Origin of the sequence: Saccharophagus sp. K07 (assembly GCF_014336955.1) — a bacterium.
Taxonomy (GTDB): domain Bacteria; phylum Pseudomonadota; class Gammaproteobacteria; order Pseudomonadales; family Cellvibrionaceae; genus UBA5868.
Genome location: NZ_QRAI01000001.1, coordinates 1379088 through 1395466 on the forward strand (window position 1 = coordinate 1379088; position 16379 = coordinate 1395466).

The following is a 16379-nucleotide window of genomic DNA, read 5'->3' on the forward strand; positions in this document are numbered from 1 at the left end:
GATTGCCAGCATTTGGACTGCAAGTGCAGGCAAAATCTTATTTAACGCGTCGGGATTTTCCGCTTTCAGCACGTTTGCGGCTTTCGGTTTGTACGTAAATCGTATCTGTTGTGGCCATGCTGGCATGGCCCAAATCTTCTGACACATCTTTTAAGGCCCGACCGCGTTCAATTTCCATGCTGGCGCCCGTGTGGCGCAACCAGTGGCTGGATGCCTGGCGCAATTTGCGCGCGACTTCTTCGCCTTTTTGTTTGCGCATGGATTCATAGGCCTCGTCGAAAACCTGTTGCACCAAACGAATAAGGTGTCGCGCCGTCATGCCACCTTGACCGCGAATTTTTTCCACCAGCGGCGAATAATCGGTGGAATAAGGAAGCTCCGACAAACCGCGATACAGCCGATAGCGCTTCAAATAGGGCAAAAAATCGTCCGGCACGGAAACATCGCGCAATTTGCGGCCCTTGCCGAAAACTTTCAGCCACCAGTTCGAATATTCGTCCTGCCAGAAATGGTTCATCGCCGGAATCCATTCTTTGCGCTCAGAAAGCTCGGAAATACGCAAAAACAGGGTTTTCAGAGTGGCAATAACAAATAAAGAGCGCTCATAGACGCTGTCTTGATTGGCCATGGATTCCGCAGCAGTCAAAACAAATTGCCATTGTTCATCGCTTAAACGGCGAACTTCTTTGACCTGGACGTCCTCAATGAAATAGCGGCAATCGGATTTGGCAACCTGAGCAGGATTGCCGTAGCAGATTTCCTCGTTGACCAGATATTTGTAGAACGCAATAACGCCAGTGAACATGGAATTGAGCGTTTCCTGGGACGGACGGTACTGGCGGCGATCCGGAGTTTTATCCACAGACTGGTTCTTAGGTAGCTTTAAACGAAATGGCAGCCATTCAGGGTTGGCCATATAAAAACCATCCTGGGGAACAAAATGATCTGCAGTGGCCAAGCCAATCCATTCAACCGGTGGTTTCCAGAAAAAATCCGCGTACAGCAAGATGTCGGCTTTGCGCAGCGTATCCATGGGTTTGTCTTTAAACAGAAACAACCAAAGCAGAAAGCGTTCGGTCTCAGCGCGAAAGCGCGCAAAGGTATGCTCAGACTTGTTGCGAGCCACATAACGCAAAAAATCCAAACCCCAAGCCCAATGCTTAAGCCGCCAATCCGGCCCGGACTCCAGAAAAGCCCTGAGATCCGGATAGTCAGCAAGCCGCATATCGGCGATTTCAGAATGCGTGGGATATAAAGGAACCGGCTTTGGAACGCCCATGGATTGGCCTCAGAAACTGGATCTGAGGATTATAGACGTGCGTTGGCTTATAGACAAATACGTCACGGTATTGGACATAAGGATCTGCTAAGGTTGGGACATGCTCCTGTTGATGAGTTGTAGGACCGATCCCCCTACGCGCTCGCTGGGTGCAATCGCACCCAGGCAATCGAGCAAGAATCCGGTCCATTGCTGTATGAAATTATTCGTCAGCTACCCCTTTTCAATAGAGTAAACGCCAGATCGTCCCATCAGCGCGGACAACCCAAGGTTGGCCATTGGGAGCTACTGCGATGGCCACCCCAGGGAAATCCTAAACAAAACTCGAAAAACTACTATGGGTTTTCGATAATAACCTTTAAATACAACAAGTTATACGACAATTCTTTTCCCGAAACGATGCTAAAAATCGTTGTTAAATTTGGGAAAACGAGGAGAGTGGAGGCCACTCTCCTGCAAAGCGGCGAAGATCGATTATTCTTTGATCAGGTCTGGATCAAGGATTTTTTGTAGATCTATCTGTTGAGAGTCTTTTAGCGAGTTCTGTGAAAAATCAAATTCACCATGAAAGACAAAATGTTCCCAAGACAGCATAGAAGAAGCCTTAATCTTCTTAAGCAACAGGGAATACTCAACATCTGTTTTGGCCTCTGACAGACGTTTGGAGAGATACATAAAATTCCAGCAAACGATGACATTTTTAAGTAGTCGCTTGCAGGTCTCTGCGATCTCCTGATCTTCTTTAATTGTCTGCACATAATCTGCTCGTCCAATGGCCAGCGCTCGATCAAGCTTATTCCCTGCCTCGCCTTTATTTAACTGGCGGTGGATGGCTTTTCGCATGCCCACATCGTCGGCATACCGGAGCAAGAACAACGTTTTTGGAATACCTCCAAATGCTTTTAGTGCTTCGTAAAGTGGATTGTTTTTTGAGTATGAGTTCAATCGCTTGAAGATTTGAGACGCCGTAACTTCGCCTAGCTTTATTGATGCGCACAAACGAAGAACGTCTTCCCAATTATCAATAATTTTATCTTTATTAATCCGCTCTTTTGGAAAGATCGGATAGCTTTTATTTTGCGCGTAACCTGATTAACGCCAGGCTGGGCGCGATTAAAAGTGTTTTGCCCCCGGACTTGAGCCGGAGATGGGCCCCATCTCGACCGGCTTAGGCGAGATTTTTATGTACACGGTACAGGCGAAAGCGGATGCGCGCATGGCCAATGGCGAACCCTATACAGCTACGGCATTGCGAGAAATCCAGGACTGGATTATCAAACCTCAGCTTGCGCAAGTAAAAGGCGTGATTGAGGTCAACAGTATTGGCGGTTACAACAAGCAATACCACGTCATGCCAGACCCGGCAAAACTACTGGTCTACAAAGTCAGTGTTGAAGATGTGGTGCAAGCGCTGCAAGCGAATAATGACAATCGTGGTGCAGGCTACATTGAGCGCAACGGTCAACAACTGCTGGTGCGCTCACCTGGGCAGCTTGGCACCGTCGATGATATCGGTAATGTCATCATCACCGAACACGATTCTGTTCCGATTAAAGTGAAGGATGTCGCGGACATTGGTATTGGCAAAGAACTGCGTACCGGTGCGGCGACACGAGACGGTGTGGAAACTGTTTTGGGTACCGCGATGATGTTGATCGGCGCTAATTCGCGTACTGTTGCACAAGACGTGGCAAGCAAGCTCGATGATATTCAAGCCTCCTTACCCGAGGGCGTAGTCGCCGAAGCGGTGTACGACCGCACGGCATTGGTCGATAAGGCGATTGCCACCGTTTCCAAAAATCTGATGGAAGGGGCACTTCTGGTCGTCGTTGTGCTGTTTCTGCTATTAGGAAACTTTCGCGCGGCTTTAATTACGGCAGCTGTCATTCCGTTAGCCATGTTGATGACTATTACCGGTATGGTGAAAACGGGGGTATCGGCGAATTTAATGAGCCTCGGTGCATTGGATTTTGGTTTGATCGTCGACGGCGCAGTCATTATTGTTGAAAACTGTGTTCGCCGCTTGGCCGAGAATCAACATAAAAACGGTCAACTGGATTTACGTGAACGATTAAGCACCGTTTTTGATGCAACGTCAGAATGAAGTGGTCCAATCCTACCGGACACCTCGTTAAGGTGGTTAAACTACCGATAGAGGTGATCTATGACAAGTGTCAAAAAGAGAAAGAAATTTACGCCTGAATTCAAGCGGGAAACGGTAGCCCTGATAACGGATCAAGGCTATTCGATTGCCAAGGCTGCGCAGGCCGTTGGCACGACAGAAACCAATGTCCGTCGCTGGAAGGTCGACCTTGAGGCGGAGACCGGCGGTGACCGACTGAATAACGACGAGCGCGCTGAATTGATGCGTTTGCGTAGAGAAAACAAAGAGCTTCGGTTGGAGAAAGAAATCCTAAAAAAGGCCAGCGCCTTCTTTGCGAAAGAAATGAAGTGAAATATCGCTTCATCCAGGACGAGCAGGTTTATTACCCGGTGACCCTTCTGTGTCGGGTGATGCAGGTCAGCACCAGCGCCTATTACGAATGGTGTGGCCGCAGCGCTGAGGTTATTGATAGCCAAACCTGGCAGCTGTGTCATCGGATGAAGACGCTGTTTGCTCAGTCACGGGAAAGCCTGGGAAGCCGCCGGCTGATGGCCCTGTTACGCAAAGAAGGCTTTGAAACGGGCCGTTATCGGGTTCGCCAGTTGATGAAAAAGCTGGGATTGGCGGTTAAGAGAAAAAAGCGGTTCGTACTGACCACAGATAGTAAGCACAAAGAACCCGTAGCGGACAATGTACTAAATCGGGATTTTGCACCGGTTGCGGCGAACCGTGTCTGGACGACGGACATTACCTACATCTGGACCTTGCAGGGTTGGGTTTATCTGGCGGTGGTGGTGGATTTATATTCGCGCCGCATTGTCGGCTGGAGCATTGATCGGCGGATGGAAACGGCGCTGATTACGCGGGCTCTGATGATGGCAATCAACTTGCGAAAGCCGGCACCGGGGTTGCTGCATCATTCTGATCGGGGTTGCCAATATGCGAGCAAGGACTACCGCAAACTGCTGGAACAACACCAAATGATTTGTTCTATGAGTCGCAAAGGTAATTGTTGGGACAATGCTCCCACAGAGCGTTTCTTCAGTAGCCTGAAGCGAGAATGGGTTACTGGAAATATTTATGCGACGCGAGAAGCTGCGATAGAGGACGTGCGGGCATACGTGACTTATTACAACTCGTGTCGACCACATTCAACACTGGGTGACCAGACGCCTATTGAATTTGAATATTGTGCTTAACAAAGTGTCCGGAATGGGTTGACCACAACAGAAGTCATTCGACCCAGTTTGTTTGGTGTAGCCATTATTACCATCGTTTACATTCCAATATTCAGCCTCACCGGAGTTGAAGGAAAAATGTTTCACCCGATGGCTGCAACGGTGGTCATGGCATTGCTTTCGGCCATGATACTTTCGCTCACAATTGTTCCAGCTGCCGTTGCCGTGTTTATGAGCGGCAAGATCAGTGAAAAAGAAAGTATAGTCATCACCAAGGCTAAATCGGCTTACCGCCCGTTACTTAAACTAGCGCTTAAATTCCGCTGGGCTGTAGTGAGTTTTGCTACCTTCTTAGTGATGTTTTGTTTATGGTTGGCTTCAACATTGGGGTCTGAATTTATTCCCCAACTGAACGAAGGCGACATTGCTTTACACGCGATGCGTATTCCGGGCACGGGGCTTGAGCAAGCGGTGGAAATGCAGGAAATTCTTGAGAAAAGGATTAAAGCCTTTCCGGAAGTGGAGAAAGTTTTTGCGCGTATCGGTACTGCGGAAGTGGCGACCGACCCAATGCCACCCAATGTCGCGGATAACTTTGTGATACTCAAACCACAGAGTCAATGGCCAGACACATCCAAAACCAAGGAAAAACTTGTGGAAGAAATGGAACGCGCCCTAGAAGAGTTGCCCGGTAACAACTACGAGTTTACCCAACCGATTCAGATGCGCTTTAACGAATTAATATCGGGTGTGCGCGCGGATCTGGGAATCAAGATCTTTGGTGATGATCTGGATCAACTGGTATTGACGGCAAACGATGTGCTTAAGGTTGTTAATGGGATTGACGGCGCTGCGGATGCGCGCGTTGAGCAGGTCACCGGTTTGCCTACACTCTCGGTGATACCCAATCGCACAGCGTTAGGTCGCTACGGATTAAATGTGGCTGAATTGCAGGACTGGGTGTCCGCAGCCATCGGCGGCGAATCGGCCGGCATTATTTATGAGGGCGACCGCCGTTTTGAGCTGGTTGTGCGCTTACCCGAAACCACACGCAGAGACATTGATCGACTGAAATTTCTGCCGGTACCACTTAAAAATGGCGATTACGTGCCACTGGAAGAAGTCGCGACCCTGGATATTTCACCCGCGCCAGCACAGATCAGTCGTGAAAACGGTAAACGCCGGATCGTGGTTACGGCGAATGTGCGGGGTCGAGACTTGGGCAGCTTCGTTAAAGAAGTTCAAGAAACGATTCGCGAGAAAGCCGATATTCCCCCTGGCTATTGGCTGGATTACGGGGGCACCTTCGAACAATTGGAATCAGCCAGCCAGCGATTATCCATCGTCGTGCCGCTCACGCTCCTGGTGATCCTCGGAATATTGGTGATGGCATTTTCATCCTTCGAGGATGCGCTGATTATTTTCAGTGGTGTGCCGTTGGCGCTCACAGGCGGTGTGTTGTCGTTGTATTTTCGCGATATGCCACTCTCTATATCGGCGGGGATTGGCTTTATCGCACTTTCCGGGGTTGCTGTGCTCAATGGCTTGGTGATGCTCGCCTTTATTCGCCAGCTTTGGCATGAAACCGGGCAGTTAACCGAGTCCATTATCGAAGGCGCGATGATTCGCTTGCGTCCCGTATTGATGACGGCACTGGTAGCGAGCCTTGGCTTTGTGCCAATGGCATTAAACACCGGCACCGGCGCTGAAGTACAGCGCCCGCTCGCCACGGTCGTGATTGGTGGCATTATATCGTCGACGATTCTGACATTGTTGGTGCTGCCGGTGTTGTACCAGTGGGTTCATAGACGAGAAACAAAAAAATAATCATACAGAAGCCCTCTCCTTTTTGAGGAGGGGGCATTGAATTGAAGTACGACGCACTACAAATTACTAGCTTTTGAAGTACCAGGTAATGTTATGGATTGGAAAATATTTTTAACAATATTCGCATCAGTGTTTATTGCAGAACTCGGCGATAAAACTCAGTTAGCAACTATGCTATTTGCTGCGGATAAAGAGGTAAGCAAATATACGGTCTTTTTTGCGGCTTCCGCAGCGCTAGTTGTGGCTTCCGCCTTGGGCGTTCTTGCGGGAAGCTTGCTGGCAGAATACATCAACGAAAAGTATCTACACTATGTTGCCGGTATTGGCTTTATCGGAATCGGGATTTTTACTTTATACCATGCATAATCACGACCATCACCAAAACAAGAGTTCTTCACGTATCGCGTGGGCTTTTTTTCTTAACGTCACCTTCACCATTATCGAATTTATTGGTGGTGTGCTGACCAACAGTACCGCCATTATGGCCGACGCTGTTCACGATCTGGGGGATAGCTTATCGATAGCGCTCGCCTGGATATTAGCAAAGCTCGGAAATAAGCCCGCCTCGCAGAGTTTTTCATACGGGTATAAACGGCTGTCATTATTAGGCTCATTGGTCAACGGCATGGTTCTGATTGCCGGTTCTGCTTGGGTACTTTATCAGTCAATCCCGCGTTTATCCAATCCCGAAATGCCAGTGACCGAAGGCATGCTGGCATTGTCGATTTTTGGTATTGCTGTGAACGGCTTTGCGGCATTTAAGCTAAGCAAGGGCAAGACCATGAATGAAAAGGTTCTCAATTGGCACTTGCTCGAAGACGTTCTCGGCTGGGTTGCCGTTTTTATTGTGTCGATCGTTCTTATGTTTGTCGAATGGCCTATCCTGGACCCGATTTTGGCCATCGGATTTACCCTTTTTATATTGTTCAATGTGTTACGTAATGTAGGTTCTACCTTAAAACTATTTTTGCAGGGCGTACCCGACAAAAACCTCGCCAAAAAAATTGAAGACAAACTCAAATCAATCCCGGAGTTTCAAAGTTTTCACCATTTACATTTGTGGTCCCTTGATGGAGAGCATCATGTACTCACCGTGCACATCGAACTTTATGCAGACATCTCACTTGAAGCCCAACGCAGCTTAAAGTCCCAATTGTCGGATGAGTTGGCGGAGTTCGCTCTGAGCCATACAACCGTGGAATTTGAACTCCACGGGGAATCCTGTAGAGATGATAAGTCCAATATGAATTCGCAGACCTGAAATCCTTTTCACGGCCTTACAATAAAGTCAGATAAATTAATAACCATGCAAAATGGCAATTGCATGTGGGTCAGTGGGAGGCATTCAATCTAAGTAATAGCGCATTCAGCACGACACTGACACTACTCGCGGCCATAATTGCTCCAGCGACCATAGGATTAAGTAAGCCTAGTGCCGCTAGTGGTATCCCTACAACATTATAGATAAATGCCCAAAATAGATTTTGGCGGATTTTTCGCTGAGTCTTCTTTGCAATCGCAATGGCTTCAACAACCTTCAATGGATCACTTTGCATCAACGTAATGCCCGCAGTTTGCATCGCAACATCGGTACCCGCCCCCATCGCTACGCCCACATTGGCCGTTGCTAATGCGGGCGTATCGTTAATGCCGTCTCCGACCATGGCCACTTTTTTACCCTCTGATTGAAATTGACTCACCACGTCGGCCTTGTGTTCAGGCATCACTTCCGCTCTAACAAAATCAATACCCAATTTAGCGGCGATAATGTCCGCACTGTCTTGTGTGTCCCCTGTGAGCAGACAGGTTTGTATGCCCAATTCGTGCAATCGACTGACCGCTTCAATTGCACAGGATTTAAGCGTATCCTGAAATTGCGCAAGACCACAAAGCTCAATCGTATTGGGTTTTATTTGTCTCGCGACCCACGAGAGCGTATTGCCTTTTATCGCAAATTTTTCGCTGTAGTCTTCGATTAAAGACGCTTCAATACCGACGTTTAACATCAAACGTTTATTGCCAAACCAGTAATTACCCTCTTCTAACTGACCTCGCATTCCCAAACCCGGCAAGGTATGAATCAACTCGAAACGCTCGGCGGTAACAAATTCTTTATTGGCATAATCGAGCAGTGCCTTTGCCAGTGGATGTTCGCTACCCTGCTGTAGACCTTTTAAATAGCCGAGCAACTGCTTTTCTTCACCAACAAAAGCATCAATCTGTTCAACTCTGGGTTTGCCCTCCGTCAACGTACCGGTTTTATCAAAAGCGACCACATCAACATGTTCTGTCGATTCCAAAATTTCAGCATCTTTGATAAGAATGCCTCTTTTGGCCGCCAGCCCGGTCCCTACCATAATGGCTGTTGGCGTCGCCAGACCCAGTGCGCAGGGACAAGCTATAACCAATACTGCTACAGCACTGATAATCGCTTGTGTCCAATCACCAGTGACAAAACCCCAGGTCAACAAAGTAACCAATGCAATCACTAAAACAACAGGTACAAAGACAGCACTGATACGATCGGCCAATTTTTGTAACGGCGACTTCTTTGCTTGCGCAGATTCAACTAGTTGAATGATCTTTGCGAGTGTACTTTCTGCGTTGCTGGATGTGACTTTTACAGTGAGCAACCCATCTATATTAATCGAGCCACCGATCACTTTATCCCCAATCTGCTTTTCAACTGGAAGACTTTCACCGGTAATCAACGCCTCATCTATAAAGCCATTGCCTGCAAGGATAACGCCGTCGGCAGCTACCCTCTCCCCCGCTTTAACTAAAATAGTATTGCCAATTTGCAAGGTGTTTGCGGAAACGATTTTCTCGATGCCGTTTTCTAATAAATTGGCGTTTTCAGGCCGAAGATCCTGAAGAGTACGAATAGCATTTGTGGTTTGATTTTTGGCTCTGGCTTCCATCCACTTCCCAAGAATAACCAGTGTGATGATGACTGCCGAAGACTCAAAGTACAAATGTCCCGCATGACCGATAAGGATATTGTAAATGGACAAACCATAAGCTGCCGATGTACCGAGAGCGACCAGACTATCCATATTGCCACTGCGTGCTTTTAATGCAGCGTAGGCTCCACGATAAAAGCGAAAACCGAAATAAAACTGCACAATAGACGCCAAAATCAATTGCAAACCAATTGGCACTGACCAGCTAAAGCCAAACCATTCCCCTACCATTGGCAGCATCAGCGGAATGGTTAATAACCCAGATAAAACAAACGAACTCCCACCCAGATTTGCAGTTTTGGCGGGAGACGCGTCCACCATAGCGAAAGCCTCATATCCAGCGTTCTTGATGGCTGCGAATATCGTGTCTTGAGTAGTGTTTGCACCGATTTCAACTTTGCCAGTTTCAGTCGCGAAATTCACAGTGGCGCTAGTCACCCCATCGGTTGCAAGCAGCGCCTTCTCAATACGTAAAACACAGGATGCACAGGACATCCCCTCGATTTTAAATTGAAAAGATTGATGGTCGGTTAAAGGTTTCATCGCAAGTTCTCCTTAGGATTTATTGCAGCTTAATCCTTGCCATCGTGGGAAAGTCAACAAGTGAGTATGGCAAAAAACTCGCAAACTACCATCGCATGAGATACGGAAATTTTTTGATGAATTAGTCTTGACCTTACCACAATGGGAGACCTCAAACTGAAAGCATCCCATCCGGGATTGCAAAGAATTTAACGAGGTTTACCTTATGATTACCTTTAATGTTCCCGACATGACCTGTGGTCATTGTGAAAAAGTGATAACCAAAGCGGTTAAAGAAACAGATGGCAATGCAAAAATCCATTTTGATATGAAAGCGAAAACGGTGGCGATTGATTCGTCTTCTCCCTCACGACTTTTACAGCAAGCAATTGAAGCAACGGGCTATGAAGTCACCGTTGAAGGAAGTAACGATAAAAACAACAGCAGCTGCTGTGGACATTGCAGTATTTGATACGTCATACAGGGTTGCCTGGGCAACCCTGACTTTACACGCTTTTCAATGCGAGCAAGAAATTCCTTCCAAAATTGGACAGTCTGGCCGCTCATCACCGCGACAGTGTTTGGCTAAGTTCGATAAAGTATCGCGCATTTCCTGCATTTCTTTTATGGCTTCATTAAGCGATTGAATATGCTCTTCGGCTAAGCGTTTGACCTCCGAGCTGGGGCGGCCTTTATCTTGATACAAATTCAGGAGTGTGGCGATCTTCTTCATGGAAAAGCCCAGTGACCGCGCGCGCTTAATGAATTGAAGCGTATGGATATCAGATTGGCTGAAGATTCGATAATTAGCGTCAGTACGATCCGCTTCGGGCATCAATCCAATTTGTTCATAATGGCGGATCATTTTCGCGCTGACACCTGATAGCTCAGAAGCCTCACTGATGTTGTAGTAACCGGACTGGCGTGCCTGGGACATTTCGGGGCGGGGCTTCTGGACTCTTCGCATTTTGATTACCTTCGACGGTTAAGCGTTGACAAGTCTAAACCCTCCCATTATAGGAAGGTCAACCAGAAAACCGAGAGTAACCCGGTAATGATTGTCGTTATTGCTAACCCGCGTTTTTATCATGAGTAGGCAGCGAGATAACGAACCGGGTAGTGCCCATTTCGGAGGACACCTCTACATTTCCGTCATGTGCCTCAATGATTGACTTCACGATCGCCAAACCCAAGCCCGCGCCCTCGCTCTGACGCTGCCTCGATGGATCAACGCGATAAAAGCGGTCAAAGAGTTTCGGTAGGTGGTCTTCAGGAATACCCTGCCCCGGGTTTTCAATTGTTATTTGGGCCTGATTGCCAACACCCTCAACAGTGACATTGATTGTTTCGTTCTCTGGTGTATAACGAAGCGCATTAGACAAAAGGTTAGAAATTACTCGGCGCAGCATCGAACGATCGGCCATCACGTTGACGCGATCTCCCCCTACAGCCAATGTAATTTTTTTATCCTCCGCCAAGGCTTCGAAAAATTCGAAAGTGGCTTCAACTTCTTGCCTCAAATCCAGCAATTCCCAATTGGGTTTAAGTAGGCCGTTCTCACTCTGCGCGAGCCACAGCATGTCATTCACCATTTTGGTCAATCTTTCTTGCTCTTCCAAATTGGAATAGAGCAATTCCCGATACTCTTCAAGTGTTCTCGCTAGCCCCAAACCAACCTGGGTTTGCGTTGCGAGGTTCGTAAGAGGTGTTCGCAACTCATGTGCGATATTGAAGTGGTCCAATCCTACCGGACACCTCGTTAAGGTGGTTAAACTACCGATAGAGGTGATCTATGACAAGTGTCAAAAAGAGAAAGAAATTTACGCCTGAATTCAAGCGGGAAACGGTAGCCCTGATAACGGATCAAGGCTATTCGATTGCCAAGGCTGCGCAGGCCGTTGGCACGACAGAAACCAATGTCCGTCGCTGGAAGGTCGACCTTGAGGCGGAGACCGGCGGTGACCGACTGAATAACGACGAGCGCGCTGAATTGATGCGTTTGCGTAGAGAAAACAAAGAGCTTCGGTTGGAGAAAGAAATCCTAAAAAAGGCCAGCGCCTTCTTTGCGAAAGAAATGAAGTGAAATATCGCTTCATCCAGGACGAGCAGGTTTATTACCCGGTGACCCTTCTGTGTCGGGTGATGCAGGTCAGCACCAGCGCCTATTACGAATGGTGTGGCCGCAGCGCTGAGGTTATTGATAGCCAAACCTGGCAGCTGTGTCATCGGATGAAGACGCTGTTTGCTCAGTCACGGGAAAGCCTGGGAAGCCGCCGGCTGATGGCCCTGTTACGCAAAGAAGGCTTTGAAACGGGCCGTTATCGGGTTCGCCAGTTGATGAAAAAGCTGGGATTGGCGGTTAAGAGAAAAAAGCGGTTCGTACTGACCACAGATAGTAAGCACAAAGAACCCGTAGCGGACAATGTACTAAATCGGGATTTTGCACCGGTTGCGGCGAACCGTGTCTGGACGACGGACATTACCTACATCTGGACCTTGCAGGGTTGGGTTTATCTGGCGGTGGTGGTGGATTTATATTCGCGCCGCATTGTCGGCTGGAGCATTGATCGGCGGATGGAAACGGCGCTGATTACGCGGGCTCTGATGATGGCAATCAACTTGCGAAAGCCGGCACCGGGGTTGCTGCATCATTCTGATCGGGGTTGCCAATATGCGAGCAAGGACTACCGCAAACTGCTGGAACAACACCAAATGATTTGTTCTATGAGTCGCAAAGGTAATTGTTGGGACAATGCTCCCACAGAGCGTTTCTTCAGTAGCCTGAAGCGAGAATGGGTTACTGGAAATATTTATGCGACGCGAGAAGCTGCGATAGAGGACGTGCGGGCATACGTGACTTATTACAACTCGTGTCGACCACATTCAACACTGGGTGACCAGACGCCTATTGAATTTGAATATTGTGCTTAACAAAGTGTCCGGAATGGGTTGACCACAACATATCTGCTGAAAAGTGGGACAGGCGCGTGAAGCTGTCGTCAAGGCGACTGATCATCTGGTTAAAGGACTCCACCAGAGGTTGCAATTCCATGGGAACAGCTTTTTCATTCAGTCGCATATCCAATTGGTCGGCTTGAACAGATCGTATGGATTCACTGAGTGCCCGTAGTGGCGCATGCCCTTGATGCACACCGTACCAGGCTGCGAGTATAGTAAGCCCACCAGCCAACGCCATGACCAACCATAAATTGCGGCTGAAATGTTCGAGAAAACGTATATGGAAGTCCATATTGATGGCCGCAGTGATGAGATAGTTTCGACCGTCAATTTGCACTTGTGTCATCGCGCCTCGATAGGATTTATCATCAATATGCCAACTCACAAGATTGTCGGCGCGGATAGTGTCCACCGGGGAATTGAATCTAGCTCGGGGAGGAAAAACCACTTCATCTGGGCCGTAAACCAGCGCATCCGATTCGTCCCAAACCTGATAATACACACCGTGATGACCGGAAACGGCATGGGGAAGTGTTTCGTCGGCGGAACGACCTGAACGTGTTGTCTTTTTTAGTGCTTCTGCCACGGCGTGGCTGATGACAACCAATTCGTCAGCGTCTTGTTCTGCAAAATGCTGTTCGACTGACTTCTGAACGAGATGGCCGATTACAACAAGGCTGAGACTAATGGCAAGTGCGACAAACAGCATCACACGATTATTGAGTGATAAAGGTCGCGCCGGGCGAAATCCAAACGCCATCTTATTCGTCCTCAACATCGAGTTTGTAGCCCATACCACGCACGGTATGGATCAGCTTGGGCTCAAAGCCTTCATCAATTTTGCTTCTTAAGCGACGGATGGCGACATCAATCACATTGGTATCGGAGTCAAAATTCATATCCCACACCTGGGAAGCAATCAACGAGCGTGGCAGCACTTCACCCTGGCGCCGAGCAAGCAGTTCCAGCAAACAAAATTCCTTATGACTGAGATTGATTTTGCGGCCTCCACGAAGAGCACGATGCTTTGGCAGATCGAGGATTAAATCCGCTACTGCGATCTGATCGGCGAGTACTGGCGCCGTACTTCTACGCAACAAGGTGCGTACCCGAGCCAGCAATTCGGCAAACGCGAAGGGCTTAACCAGGTAGTCATCAGCGCCAAGTTCTAATCCTTTAACACGATCATCAACACTGTCGCGCGCGGTGAGAAATAATACGGGCGCCTGGCATCCCGATTCTCTTATCGACTGAACAATGCGCCAGCCACCGACGTCGGGCAGCATCACATCGAGAATCAACAAGTCAAACGTTTCCGTTATCGCCAGGTGATGGCCATCGAGACCGTTCCGGGCGAGCGTCACCATAAACCCGGCCTCGCTCAGGCCTTGCTGCAAATAATCCCCGGTTTTGACTTCGTCTTCGACTACTAGAAGCCGCATGGCTCTGCCCTCATCTGTACATAATTTGTCTTATTGAAACAATAGCTCGTCTTTCCCCACAGAAAGATGACCGGAAGATTACAGCTTTGTCATTTTCAGGTCATGCCCATGACAGACTCCTGACTGTAATCTCCGCTCCAAACCTTAAAAACGCGTTTTTGGAACAATGACATTTTTTGGAAAACGACACTATGAATCGCCCATTTAGCCCCCTCGCCGGCTCCTTGAGTCGTCGGCGTTTTGTTCAAGGCCTCGCGGTTGGCGGAGTTCTGGCAACGACACCTGCTTCGTTGCTGGCACGCGAATCAGCTCAAACTGCTCTGGGTTCAGCCCCTGTGCTCAGCGGCACCGATATCCATCTGGAAATAGGCCAATCGCTGGTGAATTTTACCGGTGTAACCCGTATGGCGACGACCATTAACGGCTCCATTCCCGCACCCACACTGCGTCTGCGCGAAGGCGATGACGTGACGATACGCGTCACAAACCGGCTAAGTGTCCCGACGTCCATTCACTGGCACGGCATTTTATTACCCTTCGAAATGGACGGTGTGCCGGGTATCAGCTTTAAAGGGATTGCGCCGGGGGAAACCTTTGTTTATCGATTTAAACTCCGTCAAAGTGGCACCTACTGGTATCACAGCCATTCAGGCTTTCAGGAAATGACTGGGATGTACGGTGCTCTCATCATCGAGCCTCGCTCAGGCGAAAGACATGAGGCCGATCAGGACTTTGTCGTACAACTCTCTGATTGGACCGATGAAGATCCGATGCACGTATTCAGTAAACTGAAAGTTCAGGGGGATATTTTTAACTTCAATCAACCGACTTTTTTTGACTTCACTCGCGACGTGTCTGACAAGGGATTAAAAGCGGCGTTGAGCAAGCGCCAGATGTGGAACCAGATGCGCATGAACCCCACCGATCTGGCGGATTTATCTACCGCTACTCTCACCTACCTGATGAATGGTACGGCTCCTGCGGGGAACTGGACAGGCGTATTTAAAAAGGGAGAGCGCCTGCGCCTTCGATTCATCAATGCCGCCAGCAATTCCTTTTACGATGTCCGTATCCCTGGTTTGAAACTGACCGTTGTGCAGGCAGACGGTCAGGACGTGGAGCCCGTTTCCGTGGATGAGTTTCGCTTTGGTCCCGGTGAAACCTACGATGTTCTGGTAAGACCTGATGATGAAGCCTACACAATTTTTGCACAGAGCATGGACCGCACCGGTTATGCCCGAGGGACCCTGGCTACACGGCAAGGTCTGTCAGCACCCGTGCCGACCCTGGACCCAGTGGAGTGGCTGACCATGCAAGACATGATGGGGGCGATGAACCATGAAGGGATGGGGCACGATATGCCTATGGCGGGAATGGACCGTAGCAGCATGAATATGGATCACTCGAACATGGACCATTCAAAGATGGATCACTCAAAGATGGACCATTCAATGATGCACGGCGGTATGGCCATGGATCACAGTATGCACGGTATGCAACATGGCTCCCAAAATCCATTGGCAAAGCCGTCTACCAGCGTCAACCACGCGCGGACTGAATACGGCCCTTCTGTCGATATGCGAGTGGACATGCCACGCACCAACCTTGATGACCCTGGCATCGGTCTACGCGATCTGGTTAAGAAAGGCTTGCGTCCACAAGGGCACAAAGTACTCACCCTTGCCGACCTCAAATCACTCGACGGCGTGCTTGATGATCACCGTGTACCCGAAAAAGAGCTGGAATTGCATCTTACCGGGAATATGGAACGCTACAGCTGGTCTTTTGATGGGCTGGAATTTGGCCGAAGCACACCCGTTTCGCTCAAGCATAGCCAGCGTGTTCGCATTATCTTGCAAAACGACACCATGATGACCCACCCCATGCATTTGCACGGCATGTGGAGTGAACTGGAAACCGATCAAGGTGAGCTACGTGTCCGGCGCCACACCATCCCGGTGCAGCCCGCACAGCGCATCAGTTTTCTCACAACGCCACATGATTTAGGGCGTTGGGCCTGGCACTGTCACCTCTTGTTCCATATGGATGCGGGCATGTTCCGCGAGGTAGTGGTGTCATGAACATAAATCCCGTAACCAAACTATG

At 48.9% G+C, this 16379-nt stretch carries 12 protein-coding genes and 3 pseudogenes; 8 read left to right on the forward strand and 7 right to left on the reverse strand.

All coding sequences use genetic code 11. The annotated features are described in order from the left end of the window. Positions 1–37: 37 nt before the first annotated feature. On the reverse strand, positions 38–1279 hold the full coding sequence (locus DWB84_RS05950) for a site-specific integrase (RefSeq protein WP_187408795.1): 1242 nt from the start codon (positions 1277–1279) through the stop codon (positions 38–40). A 474-nt stretch (positions 1280–1753) separates the two neighbouring features. Next, entirely contained in the window at positions 1754–2341 is a 588-nt protein-coding gene (locus DWB84_RS05955; RefSeq protein ID WP_187408966.1) for a Tn3 family transposase, read from the reverse strand. A gap of 8 nt (positions 2342–2349) precedes the next feature. On the opposite strand from DWB84_RS05955, the pseudogene DWB84_RS05960 reads away from it, so the two are divergent. The 5 genes and pseudogenes from DWB84_RS05960 to DWB84_RS05980 form a co-directional block, all read left to right on the forward strand. Further along, positions 2350–3380: pseudogene (locus DWB84_RS05960) on the forward strand (efflux RND transporter permease subunit); the annotation flags it as partial. A 63-nt stretch (positions 3381–3443) separates the two neighbouring features. Next, positions 3444–4582, forward strand: a protein-coding gene (locus DWB84_RS05965; RefSeq protein WP_187408796.1) for an IS3 family transposase whose coding sequence is annotated in 2 segments (ribosomal slippage) — positions 3444–3693 and positions 3693–4582 — 1140 coding nt in all. Because the reading frame shifts where the segments join, the coding sequence is not laid out codon by codon here. Positions 4583–4606: 24 nt separating this feature from the next. Beyond that, positions 4607–6388, forward strand: a pseudogene (locus DWB84_RS05970) (efflux RND transporter permease subunit); the annotation flags it as partial. 93 nt (positions 6389–6481) lie between these two features. After that, complete coding sequence (locus DWB84_RS05975) at positions 6482–6754, forward strand: TMEM165/GDT1 family protein (RefSeq protein WP_187408797.1); 273 nt, start codon at positions 6482–6484, stop codon at positions 6752–6754. Beyond that, the gene (locus DWB84_RS05980; protein WP_187408967.1) at positions 6747–7649 is read left to right on the forward strand and encodes a cation diffusion facilitator family transporter; all 903 of its coding nucleotides are present in this window, start codon (positions 6747–6749) and stop codon (positions 7647–7649) included. The genes DWB84_RS05975 and DWB84_RS05980 overlap by 8 nt, the downstream gene beginning before the upstream one ends. A gap of 70 nt (positions 7650–7719) precedes the next feature. Here DWB84_RS05980 and DWB84_RS05985 read toward each other — a convergent pair whose 3' ends face one another. Beyond that, positions 7720–9894, reverse strand: coding sequence for a cation-translocating P-type ATPase (locus tag DWB84_RS05985; RefSeq protein WP_187408798.1), 2175 nt, complete (start codon positions 9892–9894; stop codon positions 7720–7722). A 205-nt stretch (positions 9895–10099) separates the two neighbouring features. Here DWB84_RS05985 and DWB84_RS05990 point away from each other — a divergent pair, with 205 nt between their 5' ends. After that, entirely contained in the window at positions 10100–10345 is a 246-nt protein-coding gene (locus DWB84_RS05990) for a heavy-metal-associated domain-containing protein (protein ID WP_187408799.1), read from the forward strand. 45 nt (positions 10346–10390) lie between these two features. On the opposite strand, the gene cueR is transcribed toward DWB84_RS05990, so the two are convergent. Further along, on the reverse strand, positions 10391–10840 hold the full coding sequence (gene cueR, locus DWB84_RS05995) for a Cu(I)-responsive transcriptional regulator (RefSeq protein WP_011468428.1): 450 nt from the start codon (positions 10838–10840) through the stop codon (positions 10391–10393). 103 nt (positions 10841–10943) lie between these two features. Beyond that, a pseudogene (locus DWB84_RS06000) lies at positions 10944–11615 on the reverse strand (heavy metal sensor histidine kinase); the annotation flags it as partial. Positions 11616–11665: 50 nt separating this feature from the next. Here DWB84_RS06000 and DWB84_RS06005 point away from each other — a divergent pair. Next, positions 11666–12804 (forward strand): IS3 family transposase gene (locus DWB84_RS06005; RefSeq protein WP_187408796.1). Its coding sequence is split into 2 segments (ribosomal slippage): positions 11666–11915 and positions 11915–12804, totalling 1140 coding nucleotides; the frame shifts between segments, so codons are not numbered across the junction. Here DWB84_RS06005 and DWB84_RS06010 read toward each other — a convergent pair. Beyond that, complete coding sequence (locus tag DWB84_RS06010) at positions 12779–13591, reverse strand: HAMP domain-containing protein (RefSeq protein ID WP_255428844.1); 813 nt, start codon at positions 13589–13591, stop codon at positions 12779–12781. The two genes, DWB84_RS06005 and DWB84_RS06010, sit on opposite strands and share 26 nt — an antisense overlap. A 1-nt stretch (position 13592) precedes the next feature. Further along, positions 13593–14273, reverse strand: coding sequence for a heavy metal response regulator transcription factor (locus DWB84_RS06015; RefSeq protein WP_187408800.1), 681 nt, complete (start codon positions 14271–14273; stop codon positions 13593–13595). 191 nt (positions 14274–14464) lie between these two features. On the opposite strand from DWB84_RS06015, the gene DWB84_RS06020 reads away from it, so the two are divergent. Further along, on the forward strand, positions 14465–16354 hold the full coding sequence (locus tag DWB84_RS06020) for a copper resistance system multicopper oxidase (protein ID WP_187408801.1): 1890 nt from the start codon (positions 14465–14467) through the stop codon (positions 16352–16354). The last annotated feature ends 25 nt before the right edge of the window (positions 16355–16379 follow it).